This is a genomic window from Phycisphaerae bacterium, assembly GCA_024102815.1.
GTDB lineage: Bacteria > Planctomycetota > Phycisphaerae > UBA1845 > UBA1845 > JAGFJJ01.
On the sequence record JAGFJJ010000006.1, the window covers coordinates 1 to 25,243 of the forward strand.

Annotated in this window: 20 protein-coding genes and 1 tRNA gene; 7 read left to right on the forward strand and 14 right to left on the reverse strand. The window is 60.4% G+C overall.

Annotated elements, in window-relative coordinates:
• Positions 1 to 74 precede the first annotated feature (74 nt).
• From ltrA to J5J06_01340, 9 genes are all read right to left on the reverse strand, one after another.
• Entirely contained in the window at positions 75 to 1,892 is a 1,818-nt protein-coding gene (gene ltrA / locus J5J06_01300) for a group II intron reverse transcriptase/maturase (GenBank protein ID MCO6435706.1), read from the reverse strand.
• 883 nt (positions 1,893 to 2,775) lie between these two features.
• A complete protein-coding gene (locus tag J5J06_01305; protein ID MCO6435707.1) occupies positions 2,776 to 3,966 on the reverse strand; it encodes a hypothetical protein in 1,191 nt (396 codons plus the stop codon).
• Positions 3,967 to 4,035: 69 nt separating this feature from the next.
• The gene (locus tag J5J06_01310) at positions 4,036 to 4,794 is read right to left on the reverse strand and encodes an ImmA/IrrE family metallo-endopeptidase (GenBank protein MCO6435708.1); all 759 of its coding nucleotides are present in this window, start codon (positions 4,792 to 4,794) and stop codon (positions 4,036 to 4,038) included.
• A gap of 4 nt (positions 4,795 to 4,798) precedes the next feature.
• Positions 4,799 to 5,161 (reverse strand): helix-turn-helix transcriptional regulator, encoded by a 363-nt coding sequence (locus J5J06_01315; GenBank protein ID MCO6435709.1) that lies wholly within the window; start codon positions 5,159 to 5,161, stop codon positions 4,799 to 4,801.
• Positions 5,158 to 6,318, reverse strand: coding sequence for a restriction endonuclease subunit S (locus J5J06_01320; protein ID MCO6435710.1), 1,161 nt, complete (start codon positions 6,316 to 6,318; stop codon positions 5,158 to 5,160). Before J5J06_01320 ends, J5J06_01315 begins: the two co-directional genes overlap by 4 nt.
• Positions 6,315 to 7,895 carry an SAM-dependent DNA methyltransferase gene (locus J5J06_01325; protein ID MCO6435711.1) on the reverse strand — a complete coding sequence of 527 codons (1,581 nt, stop codon included), beginning with the start codon at positions 7,893 to 7,895 and terminating at the stop codon, positions 6,315 to 6,317. Before J5J06_01325 ends, J5J06_01320 begins: the two co-directional genes overlap by 4 nt.
• Before the next feature lie 4 nt (positions 7,896 to 7,899).
• Positions 7,900 to 8,592, reverse strand: a complete 693-nt coding sequence (locus J5J06_01330) for a hypothetical protein (protein MCO6435712.1) — start codon at positions 8,590 to 8,592, stop codon at positions 7,900 to 7,902.
• Positions 8,589 to 9,614 carry a ParA family protein gene (locus J5J06_01335; GenBank protein MCO6435713.1) on the reverse strand — a complete coding sequence of 342 codons (1,026 nt, stop codon included), beginning with the start codon at positions 9,612 to 9,614 and terminating at the stop codon, positions 8,589 to 8,591. Before J5J06_01335 ends, J5J06_01330 begins: the two co-directional genes overlap by 4 nt.
• Before the next feature lie 17 nt (positions 9,615 to 9,631).
• Positions 9,632 to 11,995, reverse strand: a complete 2,364-nt coding sequence (locus J5J06_01340; GenBank protein ID MCO6435714.1) for a DEAD/DEAH box helicase family protein — start codon at positions 11,993 to 11,995, stop codon at positions 9,632 to 9,634.
• Positions 11,996 to 12,283: 288 nt separating this feature from the next.
• Here J5J06_01340 and J5J06_01345 point away from each other — a divergent pair, with 288 nt between their 5' ends.
• Both J5J06_01345 and J5J06_01350 read left to right on the forward strand, forming a co-directional pair.
• Positions 12,284 to 13,081, forward strand: a complete 798-nt coding sequence (locus J5J06_01345; GenBank protein MCO6435715.1) for a phage Gp37/Gp68 family protein — start codon at positions 12,284 to 12,286, stop codon at positions 13,079 to 13,081.
• Entirely contained in the window at positions 13,074 to 14,225 is a 1,152-nt protein-coding gene (locus J5J06_01350; protein ID MCO6435716.1) for a three-Cys-motif partner protein TcmP, read from the forward strand. Before J5J06_01345 ends, J5J06_01350 begins: the two co-directional genes overlap by 8 nt.
• An 8-nt stretch (positions 14,226 to 14,233) precedes the next feature.
• On the opposite strand, the gene J5J06_01355 is transcribed toward J5J06_01350, so the two are convergent.
• The 4 genes from J5J06_01355 to J5J06_01370 form a co-directional block, all read right to left on the reverse strand.
• Positions 14,234 to 14,635: a hypothetical protein gene (locus J5J06_01355; GenBank protein MCO6435717.1), complete on the reverse strand. Its 402-nt coding sequence runs from the start codon at positions 14,633 to 14,635 to the stop codon at positions 14,234 to 14,236.
• 2 nt (positions 14,636 to 14,637) lie between these two features.
• A complete protein-coding gene (locus J5J06_01360; GenBank protein ID MCO6435718.1) occupies positions 14,638 to 16,227 on the reverse strand; it encodes a recombinase family protein in 1,590 nt (529 codons plus the stop codon).
• 74 nt (positions 16,228 to 16,301) lie between these two features.
• The gene (locus J5J06_01365; protein ID MCO6435719.1) at positions 16,302 to 16,796 is read right to left on the reverse strand and encodes a DUF2924 domain-containing protein; all 495 of its coding nucleotides are present in this window, start codon (positions 16,794 to 16,796) and stop codon (positions 16,302 to 16,304) included.
• Positions 16,793 to 17,032, reverse strand: coding sequence for a hypothetical protein (locus J5J06_01370; protein MCO6435720.1), 240 nt, complete (start codon positions 17,030 to 17,032; stop codon positions 16,793 to 16,795). The genes J5J06_01365 and J5J06_01370 overlap by 4 nt, the downstream gene beginning before the upstream one ends.
• A gap of 487 nt (positions 17,033 to 17,519) precedes the next feature.
• Between J5J06_01370 and J5J06_01375 the strand changes: the two genes are divergently transcribed.
• Positions 17,520 to 18,263 carry a hypothetical protein gene (locus J5J06_01375; protein MCO6435721.1) on the forward strand — a complete coding sequence of 248 codons (744 nt, stop codon included), beginning with the start codon at positions 17,520 to 17,522 and terminating at the stop codon, positions 18,261 to 18,263.
• 488 nt (positions 18,264 to 18,751) lie between these two features.
• Positions 18,752 to 20,128 (forward strand): hypothetical protein, encoded by a 1,377-nt coding sequence (locus J5J06_01380; GenBank protein MCO6435722.1) that lies wholly within the window; start codon positions 18,752 to 18,754, stop codon positions 20,126 to 20,128.
• 396 nt (positions 20,129 to 20,524) lie between these two features.
• On the opposite strand, the gene J5J06_01385 is transcribed toward J5J06_01380, so the two are convergent.
• Positions 20,525 to 20,597, reverse strand: a tRNA-Met gene (locus J5J06_01385).
• A 351-nt stretch (positions 20,598 to 20,948) separates the two neighbouring features.
• Here J5J06_01385 and purD point away from each other — a divergent pair.
• The 3 genes from purD to J5J06_01400 all read left to right on the forward strand — a co-directional run bounded on the left by purD (position 20,949) and on the right by J5J06_01400 (position 25,224).
• A complete protein-coding gene (gene purD / locus J5J06_01390) occupies positions 20,949 to 22,232 on the forward strand; it encodes a phosphoribosylamine--glycine ligase (GenBank protein ID MCO6435723.1) in 1,284 nt (427 codons plus the stop codon).
• 337 nt (positions 22,233 to 22,569) lie between these two features.
• Positions 22,570 to 24,471: an exosortase gene (gene xrt, locus J5J06_01395; GenBank protein ID MCO6435724.1), complete on the forward strand. Its 1,902-nt coding sequence runs from the start codon at positions 22,570 to 22,572 to the stop codon at positions 24,469 to 24,471.
• A gap of 54 nt (positions 24,472 to 24,525) precedes the next feature.
• On the forward strand, positions 24,526 to 25,224 hold the full coding sequence (locus tag J5J06_01400; protein MCO6435725.1) for an exosortase-associated EpsI family protein: 699 nt from the start codon (positions 24,526 to 24,528) through the stop codon (positions 25,222 to 25,224).
• Positions 25,225 to 25,243 lie beyond the last annotated feature (19 nt).

Here is a 25,243-nt window from a genome sequence, read left to right on the forward strand (position 1 = left end):
GGTCGCGGTAGGACCCCGGGTTGCCCCGGGGCCCCCGCACAGATCCGTACAGGCGGAATTACCGCATACGGCTCCTACTTCGGGTGCTTGGCGTAGAATCGCTCGTTGGGATACGGGTGCAATATCCGGGCTCTGGGAATCCATTTGTCAGCCAGCGGGCCGAAACGCTTCCAAGGCAGCCGATGCTTGTGGCTCCGGCGTCGCAACGCAAAGAGCCAGTGACGTATCGCCTGCGTTCGGAACGCCATCACGCTGGCCATATTGCCCGGGACAGCGTGGTAGTTGAGGTAGCCCCTCACCACCGACGCCAACCACCGAGCCTGCCCCGCTACCGGTTCGTGTCGGCGGCGCATCAGCGTCGCCCTCACTTCTCGGAGCTTGGCCGCCAGCCGCTTGCCCACCGTCTTTCGCTTGACCGTGAACTTCCTGTTGGCCCATTTGCGCCCACAGATGTGGGTGAACCCCAGGAAGTCGAAGGTCTCCGGCTTACCCTGCCCCCGCCGCTTTCGGTTCTCGACGGCGAACCGCCCGAACTCGATCAGCCGGGTCTTGTCAGGGTGCAGCGCCAAGCCGAACTTGTCTAATCGTTCCTTGAGTTCCTTCAGGAACTGCTCGGCTTCGGCGCGGTGTTGGAATCCCATGGCGTAGTCGTCTGCATAGCGCACGATGGTTACATCGCCGCAAGCCGTTCGTGTCCGCCACTGGTGTACCCACAGATCAAGGACGTAGTGAAGGTACACGTTTGCCAGGAGTGGTGATATCACCGCTCCTTGTGGCGTACCCATTTCCGTCTTTGACCAAGTCCCGGCCTCGGATACCCCTGCTCTGAGCCATTTGCGGATCAGGCGGAGTATCCTCCGGTCGGCGATGCGGTGCTCGAGGAACTTCATCATCCATTCGTGGCTGATGGCATCGAAAAAGCCTCGAATGTCTGCATCAAGCACCCAATTCACCTTCTTGCCCATGATTCCTGTCCAGAGCGCATCCAGCGCATCGTGCTGGCTGCGACCGGGCCGGAATCCGTAGGAAAAGCCCAGGAAGTCTTCTTCGTAGATGGGATTGAGCACCATCACCACCGCCTGCTGGACGACCTTGTCTTCCACGGACGCGATGCCCAGTGGTCGTTGCCGCCCATCGGCTTTGGGGATGAAGGTTCTCTTGGAGGGCTGCGCACGGTAGGCCCCTCGGTGGACCCGACCATGAAGATCACGCAAGCGATCCTCCAGGTTGACTTCGAACTGCGCCCACGTCATGCCGTCCACGCCGGGTGCCGCTTGGCGCTTGAGCGCGTAGAAGCTCTCCCGGAGCAGATCGACAGTCACGTGGTGCAGCAAGGCGGTGAACCGTGCACGCTTGTCTGCGCGTGCGACTCTACGCACACCGGCCAGTCCGTTCGACGTGCGGGTCCGGCTCTGTGTCCAGGGCACGGCCGTCTGTCCGATGTTTCCCTCAGTCAGGCCCCTTTCCTCCACCGCCTCCGCGGGTGTCACTATCGTGTTACCTTTGTTCGGCGGCTTCCTCGGTACTATGGGCCTGTCCGACTTCCCACGAGCGTACATGCCGGACGTGCGGCTTGTAGCCTTCTCCAGCCGGCCCGCCATGCCAACTTCGGCGGGCGCTCGTGGGACCTCCCGGTTCCCGTGCAAGGAGTGTCCACGCATACACAGGGTCTCCGACTGCGCGGGGTCCGTCGGCAGCTCGCCCTTGACGCTGCCGCCGGTGTTGCCTTCCGCATAAGTTAACAGCGTCGGCACCCCGGAATGCTTGATTTCGCAGCTCAATACCTGGTCTGCGTTTTCCCCTGTCAACGCTTCAGCGGCGACCTCGCGATCGACGCTACATGACTCGGGGCCGGAATGGCTGGCTGGGCCTTTTCCGTGCGACTCTTTCATTCGCTTCTCCTTGCCGGTTTTGACCGGCGCATCTAACTCTCCAGCCGATCCCGATACGGCTCGCGGATCGATCCCGGCACGTGCCGCCAGCAGTGATACGGCGGGAATGTCGCGATTGGGTTCGCCAAGCAAACGGGCTATGTAGGCCAGTCCAACCGAATCTCTCACGCAGACCACCTGGCCATCGAAAGCAAGTCGCCAGTACTCGCCTTGTCGGCGGAACTCGAAGGCGGCCGCAGATTCCTCTTCGGCTTCGCGAACCAGGGCAGTCAGAACAGCCTTATCCAGTACGATCGCATCGTCGCGCAGCTTAGCGATCCTGAACAACTGAAGAGTGGTTGGTGCAGGTGCCTTCCAGAGGTCAGGAGACGGTGTTTCACTAGGAACAAGAACGAGCGGATGCAACATCATGGGGAGCACAGAGGCCGCCTTCAGGTCGCCGGCATCTTTGCGGGCCAGCCCACGCGCAAATAGGACATCCCGAAGGCCGCCGTGCCAATCGAGTCGACCACAGTGCCAAATTCGATCAGATGCGAGCGCCCTGCACGAGCCGGACAGCGTCAGCGAAGCGGCGATGCTGCGAGCCAGCAACGAAACATCGACCGTGAACTGCTGCAGTTCTTCCGGACGGACCTCCGCTCGCAGCACCTCAGGACATGAAACGTAAAAGCGGACCTCACCGTTGGGGAGCTCGCGCGCGACGACTTCCTCCATGTGTCCTCGGTTACAGGCTGGGCAGCGAACAAACCATGAAGTGACCGAGGGCCTCAATACGCCCGCGGCGAGCAACCGTTCTCGCGCGTCCCTTGGCCACCGGCTTATCCCGCTCGCGGTAACAACTGGCGTAACGGCCTCCAGGGTGGGCCAGATGTAAGTCAGCGGCTCAACCATGATCGATACCCCACGCGCGAAGACATTTCTCGCCGAGGACGCGCAGGTCATCGTCGTCCTGGCTCTTCAGGTCACACGCTCTGGGTGTCACGTTGATAGTAAGCGTGCGCCCGCGTCGCTCGCCGTCCCCGAAGAGCCGGGCGCGAATGCGCACCTCCTCAACCCCTACTTGTGGCCGACTCAAATCGCGGCTGGCCAATAGGGCGTCGAGGTTATCGAGGACCTGGGGCCACTGAAGCCCGGGCCGCAAGCGCAGTCCCAACCCGTCAAGAGCATGATGCTCGAGGTTCGGCAGGACGAGCAGGCGGGATACATGCACACTCTCGATCCGATCAACGGTCTCCCAGGTGAACATGAACTCGGGCGACAACAGATGATCAAGGAGGTATGCGGGGCGATCGGGGTTGACATCGTCGACTTCGTCCCATCCAAGCATCCCCTGGCAGAAGAGCCGGCGGAGCTCACGTTGGGCAGGCTTCCCTCCGGCGGCGATCATCTCAAGTGCTCCGGTCGCCGGCGTGTAGACGAACAGATTGGTGAATGCCGTTGGGACATCGAGCGACTGCAATTCGCCGTCGTCGTTGAAGACCATGAAGTTGTCGGGCCAATTCGGCAGGTACGCAAAGAGATACTCGGCGCCGCTCCGGCGCGTGTAGTGGTGGACTTCGCAGTATTCGCCGCGAAGTTCCTTGTCCTGGTAATGCTTGCGAAGCGCCGCCTTCAGCCTGGCGATTCGCTCCTCAGTTACGGCGAAGTTCTCGCTGGGCGCGGTGGGCCACCGTTGCCAGTACCGAGTGGTCGACAACGAGTCGGCGCGGGCGAATACAATGGCCTCCTCGAACGCATCCGTTGCATTCAGGTAGGTCCACACGACCTTGTCCAAGCGGCGCTTCAGCGCGTCCCAGTGGTGAACCTTCTTGGGATACCGCGCCTGGAGTTCCTCCAGAATGACCTTCAGTCCTGCATTCTCAGCCAGCTGCTGGAAGTTCTTGAACAATACCTGCACTTGACGACGCTTGGCCGCTGGGAGCGCCTGGATCGCCTCGACAATCGGGGCGACCTTGTGCTCCTTAAGCCCATCCCAGGGAACATCACGAAGCTCGCCGCGTTTGGCAAAGAACTGTTGCAGGTGGACATTGGAAATCTGCTTGAGTACCTTCCGTAAGTCGAACGCGTTGGCCATTTTGGCCTCCTTGCTTGGGCGTGCCCGTTAACTGAACGGTAAACGCTCTGGACAAAAAAATAACGATGTTCACGCGAACAGTGTCGGCTCCTTCTTGCGAAGAAGGAGATTCATTCCTTCGAGCCGAATGCGCATCGCATCCGGCGATACTTCGAATGTCTCCGCCATCGGTCGTGCCACGTACTCCAGCAGCATGTTGTCGATGGCGTCGTCCCCGGACTTGATGCCGCCGCGGCGTAGGACTTCCGCCGTAAGGATCGCCTGTTGCTTGCGGCGCAGATCGTCAAGGTAGATCGGATCCATGCTACCGTGCGCCGCATGCCAAAGCCTCTTCACCATCTCGCGCGGCATTAAGATGCAGCCTGCCAAATGGTTTGCCTGGAACTCCTTTCGATCGGTCAGCCGCGAGCGCAGCACATGGTCAGGCTTGGCGCCGCCTGCGGGCAGCAACGCGGGTTGGTTGGCCTGCCGTAGATACAGATGGCGGTGCAGTCGCCAGTGCGACAACTCATGCGCCAAAGTGAATCGGTAGCGGCCGCGCATGGCGGGGAAGTCCTCAGGCACCAGGCTCGCGTCCACCTCAATCCGTTTGTCGTTGAAGAAGATCGCGGCCAGCACATCGCCCTCCGGGTACTTTGCCCGCAGGTCTTTGTACTCGACCACAAGCTTGAAATACTCCTCGACAATGTCATCGATTGGAATGGGTGGCTCATTTACTTGGCCGTGGGCGTTTCCGTATTCGGAGAGGATGAGCGCTGCTTCGTTCTCGAAGTCGTCCGGAGCGAGATACGACACCTCGGGTTTGGGCTTTGTGAATCTCCGAGCCATCGGACTACTTTCCCTTCTTCTTCATGTCTTCGGCGCTTTGCCGCAGCTCTCTCAACTGATCAGCCGTCAGGCCGCGCACAGCGCGGAGCAGGTCCGGCACTTCGGTTGGTTCCTGATGAATGATCCCCGGAAGGTCTTCCGTTATCCGCCCTGCCAGGGAGGTCCACGCATCCACGCTCTCGCCCAGCAGCTCTGCCATGCGCTTCACGCGGTCGGCTGTGGGCGGGTCCACATTCATCTGTTCGACCTGCGAAAGATACGTCGGGCTGACGCCAACGAGTCGGGCGAACTTGCGCAAGCTGAATCCCTTTTCCATGCGCTTTTCACGCAGCAATTGTCCAAATCGCTTCTGGGCCTTCTTGCTCATGACAGTTCGCCCTTGAACGCTCGATCGAGGATCGCTGGGAGCATGGCATCGCGCGCCGCGGCTGCCCCGTGGCGTAGCTCTCGAACTTCTACAGCGCGCGACCAGATTCGGTCGAACCATAACTGTTGCTTGTACCTCGGCACCGGAACAGGAATCTCTAGCATGGCCTTGGCACTTAGCGTCCTGTTCCGGTCAGCGCTTCCGGGAGAGGCTTCGCCCACGTGGTAGAGCCCTTCGGGCGAGAGTAGATGAAAACAGAGAAAGTGCGCGGTCGCCACCCCATCGGTCGGCACAAACGTCAAGTAGCGGTGCGAGCCATACCTCCCGTCGTCGTCCGGACCCGCAACGGCGATTGCGCCCTCCCACGCCTTGATGTTACTGACTAGAATGTCGCCGCGTTTAACAAGGAACGGTTTCTGCCAGGTGATCTCACTGCCAAGCAATGGCGGGTTGTGGAAGGTCCCCTTTCCGAACGAACGAACCGAGATTTGCGGGTATTCGGCGAATGTGTCGATCACGGCGGGTCGTCGCGTCAACGGGGCGACTTCGCCGAAGGGCTCCCGCGGTGCGGATTCGGCGATCTTGTGATGGGCCGCGAATAGCAAGCTGTCTGTCACGGCCTCTGCCTTGCGCGCAAGATTGCTGCTCTCGTCGAGCTTAGCAGCGAGATGGTCGATCCGTGCTACGATCCGTCGTTGGACCTCCAACGACGGGAGGGGAATTGGCGTCTGAAGAAATCGATCTTCCTTCAGGCGAACGCGATTGGTTGTGCCCTCGCTCGCCGCGCGACACATGTCGACAAATGCCGGCGTCTTGCTGAGCCAACCAAGGAACGCCGGAAGGAGTTTCCCACGGTCTGATTCAAAAGACGGGAAGTCGTTGGTCACGACCGCACCGTCGAGCTCAGTTGGCACGACGCCCATCGCACCATTCCGAGCGTCAATTCGTGACACGATGAATTGGTCGGCGGCGACGCAGAATCGACGTTCGGCCGCAATCTCCGCACCCGTCACCATCCGCCGAAGGACAACGCCTTTCCCCCACAGCCGAATCGTCACTTCACGGTACTTCTCGGCCGGAACCAACGACACCATGCGCTCATTCTTCGTGAGGAGTTCACCAAGCGGCACCAAAGGCCAACCGTTCGTGGACGTCATGTACTGACCTCCGCGAGTTCGGCTTTGATCTCCTCGATGATCGCGATGATCTGCCTTTCCTTGGCAAGAATGTCGTCAGCCAGTTGTTTGGGCGGCAGATGTTCCATCGCCGCGGCGCTGTTCGGGTTCTTTAAATCGAGGTTGCATGACGCCAGCGCGCCCGCGCCGTCGTACTTCAGCACCTGCGAGGCCGGTACGCGCCAAGCGTAGTCTGTTTCCTTTCGCCGTTTCAATTGATACCACTTGATGCAATCGGTGAATTCGTCGAATTGAATCGGCTTGGTCTTGGTATAGGTTCGGCGCCCATCAGGCAGTGGCAATTCGTAATACCAGATTTCCTTCGTAGGCCCCGAGCGGTCGAAGAAGAGCAGATTCGTCGGAATCGCCGTGTAGGGGGAAAACACTCCGTTCGGTAGCCTGACGATCGTGTGCAGATTGAACTCTTTGAGCAACTCCTCCTTGATTCGCGCCGCTACGCCGTCGCCGAAGAGTGTTCCATTGGGCACAACGATTGCGGCCCGGCCACTAGAGTCGCTCCCGCGCTGCTTGCGCAACTTCCGCATAATGAGTTGAAGGAACAGAAGCGCCGTTTCCGAGGTTTGCTTGTCCGCTGGGAAGTTGCCACGGATGCCCGCCTCCTCCTCGCCACCGAACGGCGGATTGGTGAGGATGACGTCCACGCGGTCCTTATCGCCGATGTCCGTGATTTTCACGGCCAGGCTGTTGCCGTATTCGATGGCCGGAGCGTCGAGTCCGTGAAGCAACAGGTTCATCTGGGAGAGCATGTAGGGCAGTGGTTTCGCCTCGCCGCCACGAATGCTGCGTTCTTGAAGGATTTTGCGCTGCTGCACCGTCTTGCACTGCTTCTCCAAGTACGCGAATGCCTCGGCCAGGAAGCCGCCGGTACCGCAAGCCGGGTCGAGCACAACTTCGCCGAGTTGCGGGTCGGTGACGGTGACCATGAACTGAATCACCGGCCGCGGCGTGTAGAACTCGCCAGAGTCGCCGGCGGCGTCGCGCATGTCGCGGAGCATGGACTCGTACAACCGCGCGAGCGTGTGAATTTCCTCCGACGAATCGAAGTGAATGCCGTCGACGAGGTTGATCACGTCGCGCATGAGATAGCCAGAGATCATCCGGTTGATTACTCCTTCGAACACGTTAGCGATGACATCCCGCCGCCGGTCACCGTTCGTCGATCGGAGTTTGCGCAGGTGGGCAAGAAGTCCGGTGCCGCGCTTGCCGTCAGGCCGAATCGCTTCGTCCTGATTGACGAACGCGATCAGTTCGTCACCTGTGATGCCCTCTTTGTTTGCGGCCCAGTCGCGCCATCGATAGGGCGGCGCGATCGCCGACTTGTATTTCTTGCCCGCGATGGCCGTGCGGGCTTCCTCGAGCTTCTCGCGGTCGTCGAGAAACTTCAGGAACATGATCCAGGTCAGCAAGGGGAGGCGATCAAGGTCGCCATTCAGGCCCTTGTCCTTTCTCATGATGTCGCGGGCTGATTTGATCAGGCTAGACAATTGCTGCGCCGTGGTTTTGGGTTGGTTGATGATCTCTCTTCGGTTCCTCGCCATCCGGTTAGTTTCCCTCAGGTGCCCAGACGCGGATTCCGGGCATGTAGCGCTCTGATTTGGGCAATGCATGCGGCGATGACATGAGATACTCCTGGAACCACAAGTGCTTGGCAAACACCCCCTCGACTTGTCGTATTCGCGCAGATTCCGCCCGGTACATCTCGCGGGCCTTCTCATACAGTGTTTGCCAATTGTCCTCGTCGACAATGTTCACGAAGAACACGCCGTTGCACTCGCACAGTAGATGGCACCCTCTCAGCATGTCGCTGTTGCCGCTGGACTCGAACATATCGACGATGTTGTGGTCAACGACTATACGTGGATAGATTGCCAATGACGCTTCAAGTTCATGCGCACCAGCATAGGCATGGCTATACGTGATGGCGCCACTTCGAAAGTGTTGCTGGAAGGTGACCCCGCCTCGGAGAAACGCCCCGTTCACCAAGAACGACACCTGAACGTCGCGCAGCACAGTGAGGAAATCAACCACTCTCAAACGGTCCGCGCATGTGAGTATCACCGTATCGGAGATGGTCTGATGGGCAAACTCTGCATCGTTGATGTCTTGCAGACATTGCAGCGAATTCTGCAATACGTCCTTGAACTCGAGCACACCTCGCTTGCGATCGTGCGCAAGCCGCTCGCGATAGCCTAGCACATCGAGGATCGCGGCGTACACATACGGAAGAGCGCTCACGGTAGCACCTTCGCGATCTTCTCGATCTCGCTTTGATACTCACCCATCTTTTCGAGCCACGGCTGCCACACCGTTCCGTAGTACATCTGGCCGGTGGTGGATGCGACCTTCGTGTCCTCCTGTCTGATGTCGAAGATCGCCCGTCCAAACATCTGGGCAACCGGGGCCAGGGGACCAACATCGCGGATGGTGGCCACAAAGGGGTGCTTCGGATCGCAGTGTGGCCCTGCATCTACGCCACCCGGGCCGAGCAGATCGGAGGCGATTTTCTCGGCAATCATGTTCTGCCACTTGACGTATGACTCTTTGACGCGCCCACTGTGCACCTTGAAGTTTTGGATGACCGCTCCGAGCATCAGTGGACGCCCCGGGAATGAGTCGATCCCGAACGGGGTGAACGTCCGCGTGATCTGGTCGTGGCGTTCGATCCATTGGCGAATGACTGATCCCAAGACGCGGACCGCCTGATAGCAGAACCGATCCGGAGTAAGCGGCACGATGAACCCGTCGCACGCGAGCACTACTGTCCGAGTGATGGCACCGGTGCTCGGCCCAACATCGCAAAGCACGTAGTCGAACTGCTTGACAGCGGCCAGTGTGTGGAGCATTCGGTAAAAGACGACGTAGGTGTTCTTCTCGTTGATGTTTTCAGTAATCGCCTGGTTCCAGGCATTGCCGAAGTAGTTCTCGGCCATCGTAAACTCGAGGTCACCCCGGAGGATTGAGAGGTTCGGATATATTCCGGAGTCCACCAGCTGTATTGACGCTGCGTCGATGCTGCGAGTGTCACCGGCAAAGCGGGGGTGCAGCGCTTGATAAATCGATGTACCCGGCAAGTCGCGGTCGGGGTCGTCTAGCAAATCCGTCGATGCAAAGAACATCTCAGTGACGTTGCACTGTGGATCGCAATCGACCACGAGTACGCGTTTGCCTCCGCGCGAAAGAAATACTGCCAGATTGAACAAGGTGGTCGTCTTGGAAACGCCGCCCTTGTTGTTGTACATTGCAACTATCTGCGCCATGGGTGACGTCCTTTCCGCTATGCCGCCTCGTACAGCAGCGTTTGGAGCTGGTTAACCGCCGCGCGTAGGCGTGCCGCGGTGCCAAACTTGGCAGCAATCTCGATCACGTTACCGTGCTCGTTAATTGGCGGTAATTCGAGCACGTCAGGCACGACGAACTGCGCCGTGCCGTGTTCCGTGTACTTGTCCAATAGCTCATTCAGAATGGCCTTGGCTTCGGGTCCATACTGATCAAAAAAATCCTGTCGTTCCGTGCGGAGCCGCTGCGCACGCTCTCGCCGTGTACGCAGCGGCGCGTTGAAGGCCAGGTGACACAAGAGGTCGAGAGGATCGGCATCAGGCTGATTAGCTGTCTCGGCCAGGTGGTCGAAGTCAATTCCGCGATCCTCCAGCCGATCGATGATCTCCCGCCGCTTGTCCGGGTCGGCCCATTCGCCGCGAAGTTCGGCGGCGTTGCGGTACAGCATGCGCACCTTGTCTGCGGTGTAGTCCGTGAATTGCACGACGCGAAGCTGGTTGCCGTCTGGGTCGAGCTCGTACACGAGGTGCGCGGCGACCTCGACTTGTCCGCCGTCGACGTAGAACTTGCGGCGCGGCCCGTCGTCGACGTCAGGCGGTAGGACGGTCGGTCCGTCCTCATCTTCCGGCTCATCCTCGGGGGTCACCACCGTTTCGTCACTGGTCGGTTCGCCCGTTTCGTCGATCGTTTGCTCAGTCTCGATGCTCGGCTCGCCGTCGAAGTCGGGGTCGGCAAACATCCGCGTAGCTGAGCCGGTGTAATCAAGAATGCTGAAGAACAGTTTGCCGTAGTCGTCGCGGACGCGGGTTCCGCGCCCGATGATCTGCTTGAACTCCGTCATCGAGTTGATGACTCTGACCAGCACGATGTTCTCCACCGTGGGCGCGTCGATTCCCGTGGTCAGCAGTTGCGACGTGGTGAGAATAACCGGCGTGCGACGCTCAACATCCTGAAAGTTGCTGAGGTGGCCGCGCCCGATTTCGCCTTCATCGGACGTGACGCGGCAGACGTAGTCTGAATCATTTCGAACCAGATCGGCGCTGAGGTTGTTCAACGCACGACGCATCTCATCGGCATGCTCCTGATCCACACAGAACACAATCGTCTTGGCAAAGCGGTCGGTGCGTCGCATGTAGTCGGCCAAGTGTCTCGCGACGGCCTCCGTTCTGGCACGGAGCGCCACGCGGCGCTCGAAGTCGTTCGTGTGGTACTCTTCGTCCGGGATCTCGCGACCGAAGCGATCAAGCTCTCCCTGCGTCGGCCGCCAACCAGCTGCGTCCCAGGTCGTGACGACGCGATGCACGCGGTACGGTGCTAGGAAGCCATCGTCGATGCCCTGACGAAGGCTGTACGTGTAGATGGGGTCGCCGAAATAGTCGTATGTGTCGGCATTGTCCTGACGTCGAGGTGTTGCCGTCATACCGAGCTTTGCGGCGGGCGCGAAATAGTCGATGATTTCGCGCCAATTGCTGTCGTCGCGAGCACTTCCACGGTGACACTCATCTACGATGATCAGGTCGAAGAAATCGGGGGGGAACTCGCGGTACAGCCCTGGGCGATTCGCGTCCTTTGCAATAGCTTGATAGATGGCGAAGTACATCTCCCGGCTTCTGACCGCTTGGCCGTTTGCAATTTTCCAGCGGGCTTCGCCGAAGGGGGCGAAAATCTTCGCCATCGGGTCATCGATCAGGACGTTTCGATCCGCGAGGTACAGAATACGCGGCCGCCGGTGCTCGCCAGTTCGATTCCATCGCGAGGACCAGAGCTTCCAGCAGATCTGGAACGCGACGACCGTTTTGCCGGTTCCGGTCGCCATCGTGAGCAGAACGCGCTGATGGCCCTGCGCAATCGCCTGCACGGCGCGGTTGATGGCAATTTCCTGGTAGTAACGCGGCGATTTGCCGCTCAGGTGGTATGCGGCCGTGAGCAAGTGGTCGGCGGCGGCGGAGTCGAGGGACTCGTCCCACGTGAGACGTGCCCACAGATCCGCCGGCGTCGGGAAGGTACTAATGGGGCGCTCGATGCCGGTCGTGAAGTCGAACTCGACAATGCCCTGCCCGTTGGTAGCGTACGCGAACTTCAACCCCAGGATCTCGGCGTACTCCTTGGCTTGCTGGAGTCCGTCCCCGGGTGTGGCGAAGGTCGGCTTCGCCTCGACCACCGCGATGGCGAGGTCGGGACGGTATCGGAGGATATAATCGGCACGCTTGCCGGGACGTCGACGCCCGCGCCGGCCAGCCACCACGATCCGTCCATCGGTGAACGTCACCTGCTCGTTGATGCGGTACGGCTCGGCGTCCCACCCGGCGACTTGGAGCCGGGGGACGACAAACCGCCTGCAGGTGTCAGCTTCGCTGGGCATCGATTTCGCCGGGCGCTCTTGTGCGCGTTAACAAAACAGTGTACATCATAACCTGCCGGTCAGTCAATGCAAGACTCGGGGCAGTGGAATCTGATCCTGGCGGCCGTCGCCCGTTGATCGGTCCTGCCCCAAAACGTGCCGGGGCGGCCTGTGGTCCGGCGTAGGAGATGATCGAGCGTCGCACGCGCGACAGGATGTGGACTACGCTTCAGCTGAAGTGCCGGTGGCGTGTTCGGTAAATATTCGGTACGATTCCGTGCCGCGACGGTGATCGAAAAGGCGCGATACATGGCCCAAACCTCCACGATTGAATGGACGGAAGCGACATGGAATCCGGTTGTAGGCTGCCGGAAGGTCAGCGCCGGTTGTGCTAATTGCTACGCGGAGCGGATGTCGAAGCGTCTTGCGGCGATGGCGAAGGCTGACCTTGCTTGCGGCCGCAACCCCGGCAAGAAGGAAGGGTACCTTCATGTCATCAATCGACGCGGCGGCTGGAACGGTGACGTCTATCTCGACTATTCGTGCGTCGAGGCGCCGCTGTCGTGGACCGCACCACGCGTGATTTTTGTCAACTCGATGAGCGACCTGTTCCACGAGGATGTTCCGGAGACGTTTGTCCAAGCGGTCTTCGACGTTATGAACCGTTGCGAGCAGCATACGTTCCAAGTGCTCACAAAGCGCCCAGAGCGCGCCGCGAAGATGTCACGACGCTTGACATGGGGATCCAACATCTGGATGGGCACGAGCGTCGAAGACAAGGCGGTCACCCAGCGCGTACACGAGATTCGTCGGACGAGCGCCGCCATCAAGTTCCTGTCGGTCGAACCGTTGATTGGACCAATTCCGCGCCTCCCGCTCACCGGGATCGACTGGGTGATCGTGGGCGGCGAATCTGGACCGGGCGCTAGACCGGTGCACATTGACTGGGTTCGACAGATTCGCGACCGCTGTGTCGCCAGGGGTGTCCCCTTCTTCTTCAAGCAATGGGGTGGCGTCGACAAAAAGCGAGCCGGTCGCATTCTCGACGGTCGGACCTGGGACCAGATGCCATGTGATGGCAGAATTGAGGTGATCGGGCATGGCTGAACCAAAGGAAACAGTTTATGCGGCGGAGCCGCATACGCGAGCAAAGCACGACATTCTACGGGAATACCTCAAGCGCTGGCTGCCAATCCTTGCTCGACAGTCGCAGAACATGGGCCGTCTGAACACTCGCCTGCTGTACGTGGACGGCTTCGCTGGGGCTGGAGAATACACCGACAACATCCCCGGTAGCCCGATCGTGGCGATCCAGACAGCTCTGGAGTCCACCACAGCTTTTACGGTACCAACTCAGATCAAACTGATCGAGATTCGGGCGGACCGCGTTGCGAATCTCCGCAGGCTCGTCGACCAAATGCGTCCCGAACTCGCACGAGGTGGCCGAATCGTTGTTGATGAGCCGATTCAAGGCGACTGCGAAACAGTGATAGACCAGCTAATCGACCAGCACGAACAGTCTCATCAGCGGCTGGGGCCGGCGCTTTTCTTCTTGGATCAGTATGGCTATTCCTCGTTCTCGATGGAGCTGATCGGCCGAATACTCAAGAACGAAGTCTGCGAGGTGTTCTCGTATCTGAACTGGAATCTGCTGCACCCCTTCATGGCAGACCAGACGAAACACGCCGGCATCGTAAAGGCTTTTGGCGGCGACGAATGGCTGGAGGTGATCGAACTTTGTGGCAAGAATAGGGAAGACCGATTCCAGGAAATCTATCTCAATGCGCTTCGGCGACGGGCCGGAGCGACCTACGCTTATCCCTTCGCAATGCGCGATCAGAACGATCGCGTGATCTACTGGCTGTTCTTTTGCAGCAACAATCTCCGCGGCCTCGAGGAGATGAAGCGGGCGATGTGGACAGTCGATCGTTCCGGCGGTTTCGAGTTTTCGGATCGGCACGCCCAAAGCGCGGGAAAGCTGTTCAAGTACGGGGATTCGGAACTCGCGAATGATGTGATTGAGGCTTTGGACGGGCAGACGTTGACCGTCGGCGAGATTGAGGAGTACGTCCTAGTGAACACGCCAGCCTGCAACTACAAGCGCGCCTTGGCGATTATCGAGCGCACAGGTCGTCTGGAACCAATCGACCCTCCAAAGGGGCGACGCGCGGGAAGCTTCAGCGAAAAGAGCTTGCGGGTTAGGTTCGTGTGCCCGGTGCAGAAGAAGGACTTGACGCTCTTCGACAATTGACGCCTTGCTCACAAAGCGTAGGCGTGCGTTTTGATTTGTGTCCACTTCACACGTTGTTGCCTCCAGTCAGTTTCGGCAGTGATCGGTCTCAACTTCCGCTCGTGGAGCGGGTCGCGACCCTGTGCGACTGCTGGCAGGACGAGCAGCGCCTCCTGGATGTCCGGCGCGAGGAGGTTGAGGTTCATGATCTGCGTCATCCGGGGTTGGGTGACGTGGGCCAGGCGGGCCAGCTCGGACAGGTCGGAGACCTTGCCTTCTCGAATGAGCCGATCGAAGTGGATTGCAAGGGCCATGAGGCGGGAAATCCGCGGAATGCGGCCAGGGGAAACCTTCCTGGCAGGACGCGGCGTGTCGACGAATGTCTTTCGCCCGCGGCCACGGCGTACGATCGCGACCTTTCGTTTGACCATAATCACGCGGCGGCCTCCCGTGGATTGGGCTTGGTAGTATGCTTGGACGGCGGGTAGGACGTAGTCTCGTCACTGCCATTTCGGTCGGCACCATTCGCCAACGCTCGAATCCCGGCGTCGTGAAACGCAATCTCAATCGTGCTGTCCGCGGCATCGAAATCGACTCGTTGAACGAGCAGGTTGATCACGCGGACTTGCTCGCGCGGTGTCAGAGCGGACCACAGGCCTTCGAAGTCGGCGAACGCGGCGGCGACGTCGGATTCGGTCACCGCTGCGTCTTGAAGCTCCCTGATCTGAGCATCAATTTCGGCCAATCGCCGTTCCACGTCGGCAATCTGATCCGCCAAATTGGAAATGAGTTCCGGGTCGGTGTCGGCAGCAGCGGAAGCCATGCGCCGCAACTCGGCGTGGTGGCGTTTCAGTCCCTTCTGAAGCATCCGCCGTTCTTCCTCCAGTCGCCCGACGCGCGTCTTTGTGTCAGCCGTTGCCTGCGCCAGAGTCTCGGCTCGCAGTTCAGGGTCGTCGGCGACGCACCGAATCTGTTCCACCACGGCCCGTTCGATTTCTCCGGCTGGCAGCGAACCCACGGGACATTTCCGCCGTCCCCGCTTGATGGCGTCCGTGCAGGTGTAGTAGCGGTAGCGTTTGCTCCCCCGCGTGGTGAAGGTGTGGACCATCGCTCGCCCACAGGCCTTGCAGTGCAGCAAACCCCGAAGCAGCGCCCCGTGACGATTGCGAAGCTCCGCACATCCGATGTTGCGATTCCTGGCCAGGAGCCTCTGCACCTTGTCGAAAAGGTCCTTCGGTACGATTGCCTCGTGCTCACCCGGAAAGATGTCCTTCTTGTGGCGTACCCGGCCGACGTACAGGACGTTGGTCAACAGGACGTGCAGGCGGCACTTATCGAACGGGAACCCCCCGCGCTCCGCGCCACTTCGCGTCTTCCACACTTTGGTTCGCCAGCCCCGTCGCTCCAGCTCCGCCGCCGTGGCCAACAACGTGCCGCACTCGACGTACAACTCGAAGATCTGCCGCACGAACGAGGCCTCGACGGGGTTGACAACGAGCTTGGGGCTTCCGCTGGACCGGTCCACGTCAAACCCGAGGATCGGCGTACCACCCGTCCATTTGCCGCGCTGGCGTGACGCGGCGATCTTGTCGCGAATGCGTTCGCCGATGATTTCGCGCTCGAACTGGGCGAACGACAACAGGATATTGAGCGTCAATCGGCCCATCGAGCTGCTGGTATCAAACGCCTGCGTGACACTGACGAACGCGACTCCGTGTTTCTCGAACACGGTCATCATCCGCATGAAGTCGGCGAGCGACCGGCTGAATCGGTCGATCTTGTAGACGACCACCGTGTCAACTCTGCCCGCTTCGATATCGGCCAGCAGTCGCTTCAGCGCGGGGCGTTCCGTATTACCCCCCGTGAAACCGCCGTCGTCGTAACGATCCGGCAGGCAGACCCATCCCTCGGCCTTTTGGCTGGCGATATACGCCTCGGCCGCTTCGCGCTGCGCGTCGAGCGAGTTGAACTCCTGTTGAAGCCCCTCGTCGCTGCTCTTGCGAGTGTAGATGGCGCATCGCACTTTCGCGACTGTGGCCGCCTTGTCCGGTTGGCTCTTGCGGCGGTGGGCAGGTTCACGCGTTGCGGTCGCGCTGGTCACGCCTTGCCCTCCAGGCCGAAGAACCGAAACCCATTGATGTGCGAACCGGTGATCGCCTTCGCGACCGCAGTCAGCGAGCGATAGCGGTCGCCGAGGTACTCGAAGCCGTCGGCCAGCGCCGTAACGGCAATCGTCCGACCCTTGTACTTCCGCGTGATCTGCGAGCCAATTGGCGGCAGGCGTGGGTCGGTGGTCAGTACGACGGGTACGGAGGTGATTGCGACGGGCTTTGAACTCGCCGTCTTCTGCTTTGGCCGCGGCGGCGTCACGCGGACGTCCGCGACATTAGCCAGTTCCTCGGCCCGCCGAATCGCCCGCTCCGACAACCCGCCTTCGGCGTTGGCCTGGAGCCGCCACGCGATCCGCCGGATCAGGTACTGCTTGTGCCGGCTGCGGACCGGTTCGCCAAAGACCTCGACGTATCGCTCCTGGAGTTGTCCGACCGTCATCGCCTCCAGCGTCGCGACCTCCTTCCTTATGTTCAGGCTCATGTTCCGTCTCCATCGCCCCGCGGACCTAACCCGCGGGTACCGTTGACCACACTGAGCCTCGTTTCGCGGGAAAGCTCAAGGGCGATCTCGCCGCGAGGCGAGGATTCTTGAGCATCGAGATTGCCCGTGGTTCTGGCCGTCCGGTGCCACCGGACAACGCCCTTGGCGAGGATCGATGCGACCTCGCGCCGTCGGTCGCCAGGAGAGAGATGTTCGTCCGCGCGCTGCTTTGGCATAACGGGCTCCACGCGGTAGGGCGCGATCGCACGATGCCAACGCGCCGCCGCATACCCGTTACTTATGCCAAGTGTTGATGCTGCGTCCGCATTATCTCGCTCGGACGCCAATTGAATTGCACTTTGGATCGAAATCGGGTCATAATGGCGCTCGACCGGAGTCCCATTCAGTGACATCAGCCTACGCGTGTGTCCGACAGTCGGGAGAAACCCCATGCAATGCTTAATTAGGCTGGCCCCAAAAAGCGGGAAACGAGTCACGCGGTCCCTGGGGCGAACAAGTCTTGTCGGTGCGTGGTTGCTGCCCCTCTTGTTCACATTGACGGGCTGTCACACCCCTTCGGCCCCACAGGCGGGTCGGCCGCTTGTGGCGCTCAAATCGATATTCCGCCCAACGTACGATGTAGCCAGAGACCGAGTCGATGAGTCGTTATCACCGCTTGTTGTCGTTCGGTTTAGTGATGTTTGGCTAATCAAAAATCGTACGGTGGTCGAAAAGGCGAAGGGAATTCCGCAAAAGTACCACCTGCTGCACCGGACCGCGCACGTCCCACTTGTAGTGTTCCTGAAGCTCCAGGGAAGCTTCGGCGTGCCGCTTGGGCCACGCAAAGCACAAGAATTGCAGGCGTATCGGCAGCTGATCGTTTCCGCAAGGAAGGATCTCGGCGACTACCGGTTCACACCCGACGAGATTGCCTGGCAAGAGGCTCTCCTTCTCGTGAGCAGTGAATTCTTGGAGGAGTTGACTGAGGACTCGATCATCACAACCAAGTCCTTTGCTGACTATCGAAATAGAGTCCAATCTCCAATGATGGCTCTTGCGGATCGGGCGGGCGAAGCGCAGGTTGAATCACTTCATTCGGCGATGCAGACGTTTCGGAAGAAGCTGACTGACGAAGAGTGGAAACGGCTGCGCGTGCTTATCATCGGGCCACGCCAGCCCAGGCAGGACTATGCCGCAACTCAGTATTTTGCGGCGCTCTTCAATGAATCCGGCAATACGCCGTATCCTGGCGAAAGCAAGCGTCTGTTCTATGTTGAATCACCATTCATCGATAGGGACGATAATTCGTTTGAGCACGAACGCCGAACGGTCGCGTCGATGATTCTGGACCGAGCGGTGTCGGAGGTCTTCTTCGACGACCCAAATCGGATGAGCATCGATATCGCGGCTGATGGTGCTCGAAAGCGCGTTGCGCTGCTTGATTTCGCTGGACTCCGATCAGATTGATCGAGAGCATACGGGCCCTCCGCCAGGCGACCGTGGCGGTAATCGTTGCGAATTGTTTGAGGATGGATTCGTTCGTTCCCGCGAACACAACAACTAACTATAACCCACGGGTCGGCACTCACCAGAAACTCCGAGACTCTTGGCTGCACGCTGGCGCAAGAGCGGCGATGCCGGCTCGGCGCTGTCGCGCGGCGACGTCTCTCGACGAACGGCGCGACGCGGGTTGGTTGGTAAACCGTTGCGAGAAGGGCCGACAGAAACAAAAACGCCGGCGCGTCTCCGGGCGTTGGCTGGTTAACCGCTAGGTCGGCCGCGAAACCAACGGAGAGAGAAACCGATAAGCACATCCCTGAGCCCGCGTCACGCGCCTTGCGTAGCCTGGGGCCAACTTGTAAAGTGGGGGCTGCAGTAGATGCTGGATTCGGGCCGGCATTTGCGTCGCCTCACTCTCCCCCATTATGGGTCAAGTCTTAAAGGGAGGTACTACCATGCGCCGAAATGCAGTCGTATGCGGAATCATTGTCGTCTCAGCACTTGCCCTTTTCTGCCGCACAACGCATGCCTGCGAAGTCGTCGTCAAGAACGACTCCGCAACTGACGGCTCAGGGGCAACACCGTGCCCGTGTTTTCTGGCCGGCGATAGCGTGGCCGCATGGCTGACGGCGCCAGTCGCGGGAGAGCTCGTAGCCGTTCAAGTGCTCTGGAAATCACAGGTTGGCGGTGCCACGGACAGGTCCGTAGATGCGATTCGTGTTCACAACGGCTCGACGGATCCTGAGTCGTTTCCTGAGCCGCAGGATGTGCTGGCGACGATCACGTTTGCTCGCCTTTCGGATGGTATGTTCAACGAATTCCGCTACCTAGACCAAGCCCAAACAACGCCACTTCGCGTGCCCGTTTCGCAGGGACAGGCGCTCGCCATCGAACTCCAGTTCCTCAGTTCCAACTCGGGCCAGGCGTCTGCCCCGAGCGTGTCCTACGACAACGACGGATGCCAGACGGGAGCCAACTCTATCTTCTCCATTTCCCAGCAATTGTGGACGGACGCCTGCTCTCAGGGTGTTACCGGCGATTGGGTCATCCGCGCGATCATCAATGTGTCCGGGGTCAATCCACCGCAGCAATTGGACACGTACCCGCATGGTGTGTCAAAGCAGCGCTACATTTCGTTCGCGCCGGATACAAGCCACGTCAACCACGCCTTTCGCGTGAGGGATGTGGGTTCGGGCCAGGCGTATTTCATCAGCACACCGCGGACTTTGCCGGCGAGCGTTCTGGGGCAGGGCCTCACCTTCCTGGTGTCCGACGTTAACCCGCCTTTGTTCGACTGGACGAGTTTGCCGCAAATCCACGTCGGCGGATGTCTTATCGCGCCGGGCGATGTCGACGCGGCGCTCGGACGGAGGTACGAGGTTGAGGCGACGTCGGACGGCGTCTGTTTCTCTCCCGCGATTCCGGTGTTCACCGCGGCTCGGCCGACGCTGTTCAACGCCCGGTTGTGGGGCGATCTGGTGGGTCCGTTCTCCGTCGCAGGAAACGGCAGCACGACGCCGCCAACACCACCGGGTTCCTGGACGCCGCCGGATCGCAGTATCAGCGGTTTTGACGTCTTCGCCGTATATCAGGCGGCAACGTCCTTCGCGACCGCCCCGCACTTTACTTGGACGGACGTGAATCCCGAACCGACCGACCGCGTAACGATCGGCCCGGACGTTCTGCGTATTGTGAACGCGTTCGGTGTGGGATCGGGCAAGGAGTTCTATCCGTACGCCTATCCGCAGGTGCCGACGACGATTCATGCACCGACGCCCCCGTCGCCGGCGCTGTGTCCGACGCCGCCGCTGATGGCGGCCTTGCTGCCGTAGGGATTGGATTCACGGGTGCCGGATCAGCACTTTTCGGTTTCCGCTGACGTCTCTCTGGCACCCGGTTGTCGATTCGTGGGCGACATCATTTGTGTCCGCTGAGCCAACCGTCCGTGCGCTGGCGTCGGGATCCCCAAAGCGAATCCGACAACCTGCTATAACCCCGGGGTCGGCAGTGACGAGAGACTCCGAGACTCTCGGCTCTTCGCGGGCGCAACGGGCAACGGTGCCGCCTTGGCGCTGTCGCGCGGCGGCGTCTCTCGACCCGACGCGCGATGCGAGGCGCTTGGTAAACCCTTGCGAGAAAGGGCGATAGAAACGAAAACGCCGGCACGTCTCCGCGCCGGCGTCGTTTCTTAACCCCTGGGTCGGCGGGTTTCGCTTTCGACCGCCAACTAGCGGGGGCAGGACTCGAACCTGCGACCTCCGGGTTATGAGCCCGACGAGCTGCCAACTGCTCTACCCCGCAATCGTTCGACGAGCCTAACCCGATCTTTACGATCCGTCAACGCCTTCCTGCACCTCGGGCCGACCGCGAGAATCAAGACCAAGAAGCGCCGGGAGAATCGGCATGAAGCTGACAACATCGCAGGACGAAGGGCGGATTACAACCGCCTTCGGGTTGAGACGAGGCGAAGTAACTGAACGCAATACGCCGGCCGACAAGCACCCGAGAAACGCCCGCTGAGGGCATCGGTTTGCACCCACAGACCGCCCGGCAGAGACCAACGGCAAGCGGGTTCTCGATCCGCCTCTTCGGCGGGATTCTGGTAGAATCCGCACCGTACGCACTTAAGGTAAGTTCAACCGGAACAGAGAAATGAAGATCCTCATCATCGGCGGCGGCGGCCGCGAACATGCACTTGCAGTCTCCCTGGCCCAATCTCCACGGCGCCCGCGCATCTTCTGCGCTCCCGGCAACGCAGGCACTGCCGCCATCGGCCAGAATGTCGCCATCGAATTGGATGATTTCAATGGGCTTGTGCGGTTCGCACAGGACGAGCAGATCGACCTGACCGTTGTTGGCCCCGAGGCTCCCCTGTGTGGCGGTGTCGTCGATTGTTTCCGTCGCGCCGGTCTGCGGATCTTCGGTCCCACTGCCGCTGCGGCCCGCATCGAAGGGGACAAGGCATACGCCAAACGCCTGATGAAGGCCGCGCTCGTCCCAACTGCCGAAGCTCGGATCTTTCAGCGACTGGAGGAAGCCAAGACCTATGCTGCTTCTCGCGATACCGGCCTTGTGGTCAAGGCATCCGGACTCGCCGCCGGCAAGGGGGTCATTGTCTGCCCCGATCCCGCCGACGCCATCTTGGCGCTGGAACACGTAATGGCCGAGCGCGCCTTCGGATCGGCCGGCGATACCGTCGTCGTCGAAGAGTTGCTCAAGGGCGAAGAGCTCTCCGTCTTTGCGCTGGTCGATGGGCGCACGATTTACATGCTTGAATGCGCCCAGGATCACAAGGCCTTGCTCGACGGCGACACAGGCCCCAACACCGGAGGAATGGGAGCTTACAGTCCCCCACCGACCGCCACGCCGGACCTCCTGGCTCGCGTGGAACGCGACGTACTCGTCCCCATCGTGGACGCCTTGAATAACGACGACGCGCCCTACCAAGGCATTCTCTATGCCGGGCTCATGATCACGGCGGCTGGGCCGAAAGTGCTCGAGTTCAATTGCCGATTCGGCGATCCCGAGGCGCAGGTGCTGTTGCCTCGCCTCTGCTCAGACTGGCTCGATGCATTCGAGGCCGTGGTGGACGGGCGACTCAGCGAAATCGACATGCGCTGGTCGAGCCAATGTGCAGTCGGCGTCGTACTGGCCTCGGCCGGCTATCCCGTTAAATCCGAAACTGGAAAGGTCATCGAAGGACTCGATGACGTGGAAAACATGCCCGGCGTTCACGTGTTTCACGCGGCAACTCGTACCCTCGAACATCTGACCTTGACCGCCGGAGGGCGTGTCATGTGCCTGACCGGCATCGGGCGTGACGTTGCTGAAGCGCAAGAGCGGGCCTATGCCGCCGCCGAGCGCATTCACTTCGACGGCATGCAATACCGACGGGACATCGCCGCTCGGGCCTCGCCGACCTCAGGATCACCTTAGCCCCCAGAAACGGGAGAACGCCCGGTAACTCCCGGACCTCGTAGATGCTCCGATAATCAGAGATTGCAGCCACTCTGTTGAGCGCCACTCGCTGGAGCATGGGGTTCTTGTCCGAGTCTTTACATACGAAAGATTGACACCGGCAACCGCCCGCGTAAACTCTGATACCGGGTGGCGAGAGCCGGGTCAGACCGCTGCTCATTCCAATCTGCTACTCGGGTTGAAGTCGGGCGCGGTTCTGCATGGCGAGGGGGGAAGAAGCTTGTCACGCCCACAACGTACTCAATCCACGTTCGCAGCAAGGACCAGGTCTGTCAATCGCAGGATCGACGCCGACGTGATTGTCCTTGCCGGCAGCGTTGGTCTGGATGACGCCTGGACCTGCGAACGTCCGCGCTGCGCGTTGCCGCTGCCGGGTCGCGTGCTCATCGATGACGTCATGGCCAAGGTGACTGCGTCTTGCACCGGTTCCATATCCGTCTGCTCAAACGGACATCTCGACGTCCTTGACGCGGTTGTCCGCCGTTACGATTCCGTGGAACATCCGGTTCGCCTGGTGGAAGACAACATGCCGCTGGGTACGGCCGGTTGCGTCAAAGCGTGTGCACCGCATCTCACCGGTCGACCCATTCTGGTCGTGGGTGGTTCCATCTGGCTGGAAGATGATATTGAGTCCATGATCGAGAGCCATCGATCTGATGGCAATGCGCTTTCTATCTCCTGCATTCCGCATCAGGTCCGGGCGGACGGCTGCGCCCAGTCACGGTTGCGTCCGGCCGGCCTTTTCTGCCTGGATCCTTCCGCACTCGAGCACATTCGAAGCGCGGGATATCAGGACATCAAAGAACAGTTGATTCCTGCACTGATCGCCGCGGGGAAACGTGTCGGCGCGATCGCGCTCCGGAATCAGAGCCACCAGGTTTCGGACTGGCCGACCTATCTCCATGCGCTGACGCGTTCGCTCACATGCGACAGCCTCGAGGCTACCGGCTACCGGAGTCTTGCTCCCGGTATCTGGTGTGGCGACGACGTGGATATTGCGCCCGATGCGAGAATTGTTGGACCGGCGATCATCGGCCATCGCGCCGTCATTGGTCCCGGTTCAGTCGTCATCGGTCCGACCCTGATCGGTGAACACTGCCGACTGGAATCCGGCGCCTGGGCCGTAAGAGCTGTCCTCCCGGCAGGCACCACCGTCGCTGCGGGTACGCGACTCACCGATGCCATCGTGCCGGCCGCTCCGCCGGAGACAATCGCTTGCGCGTCTTGTTCTCGACTGAATTTGGCGACCGTGCCGGAAGTCCCACGATCGACCGCATTCGCATCAGGGCCGGCCCCAGCCGCCGAGCCCGTTTCGGCTTCTGCATTTGCAAGTGTCGGCCTGGTCATCGGTGCAGCCTTCCTTTGGGCGTTTTGGCCTAATCTCCAGGTTCTCTGGAATGTCTGGCAGCACGATGCCAATTACAGCGCGGGACAACTTGTGCCCTTCGCGGCGGCCTACATGCTCTACCTGCAACGCAACCACTTGCGGGCCGCACGTCCCAGCCTCAGCGCCATCGGCATTCTACTGTTCCTTGCCGGCATGGTGCTGAATCTCGCCGGCGCGCATTACCTGTTCGCGTCACTCTCGAACCTTGGCATCGTCGTTTGTGCGAATGCCGCGGCCCTGCTGCTCTTGGGCTGGCCCGTCTACCGCAAGGTCTGGTACCCGATGGTGTTTCTGCTTCTCATGCTGCCTCTGCCTTCGCGGGTCCATGATGCTGTCATGCTTCCGCTTCAGACCTTGGGCGCCCAGGTATCGGCCACGATGCTCGAGATCGGAGGGATCCCGGTGGAGCGTTTCGGAAACGTCCTCGAAGTGTCCGGACATCGGGTCGCCGTGGCCGAGGCCTGCAATGGACTGCGCATGGCGATCGCTTTCATCCTTGTAACAGGTGTCGTGGCTTCTGTGATTCCCCGGGCAACCTGGCAGCGCGTGGTTATTTTCTTGTCCAGTCTTCCCATCGCTTTGGGCTGCAACATCGTTCGCATTGTGTTGACGGCCCTGCTTTATCGGGCGGGACAAGCATGGCTCGCCGAGGGAATTTTCCACGACGGCGCCGGATTGCTCATGATGCCTCTTGCGGTCGGTCTCGTGTTGCTGGAACTTCGGCTGCTACAGAACTTGGCCGATTCCTTAGGAGAGCGGTTCGCCGTGGACCGCGGAACACCGAGCCCTTCGGTTGCATCCGTCCGATAAAGGACATTCGTCCGAGTACGGCCGAAACCGATCAAGTCTCTGCGATACCCTGCAATGGAAAAGGCGCGACCCATTCAGGTCATTGCTGTCCTGTTGCTGCTGCTCGCCGTTGTCGGAGGAGCGAGCCGGTGGGCACGTTCCAGCCGCGCCGCCGCCGCGGCCGCCTACACACCGCCCTTGGCACCCCTGGAGACCATTCCCATGGACATCGGCGGCTACCGCGGGCGCGACATCCCCCTGCGGGCGGACGTCATGCAAACAGCCGGTGTCGATACCTACATCCAGCGGGAATATGTGAACCCGACCACCGGAAAACGAGTCTTGCTGTACATCGGGTACTGGGGGAGGGAGAATATCGGGACCGGACACGGTCCCGAAGTCTGTTACCCGGCTGCGGGCTGGAAGATTGACAGCCCTGCCGAAGAGAAGCCGATCCCGGGCGTCAATGTAGGGGACGGGCAGACCGTCCGGGCGGGCTTCTTTCGATTTGTTCGGACCGAGCCCGAGGGCATTCGCCGTATTGCGGTGGGTTTCGTTGCGGTGGTCAGCGGCCAATATCAGCCCTCGTCCCGAGGCGTTTTCTGGCACAGACCGGGATACCTGCTGCCGGACGGCGGGCACTTTCTGGCGCAGGTTCACGTCAGCGCCGTCCCAAGAGCGGACGAATGGGATGCCGCGGATGCCGATATTCTAGAATTCATGGAACTGGCTCTTCCGCTCCTCGCCGAGCGATTGCCGCGCGGAGTGGAATGACGGAGGCACAGGAATTCGG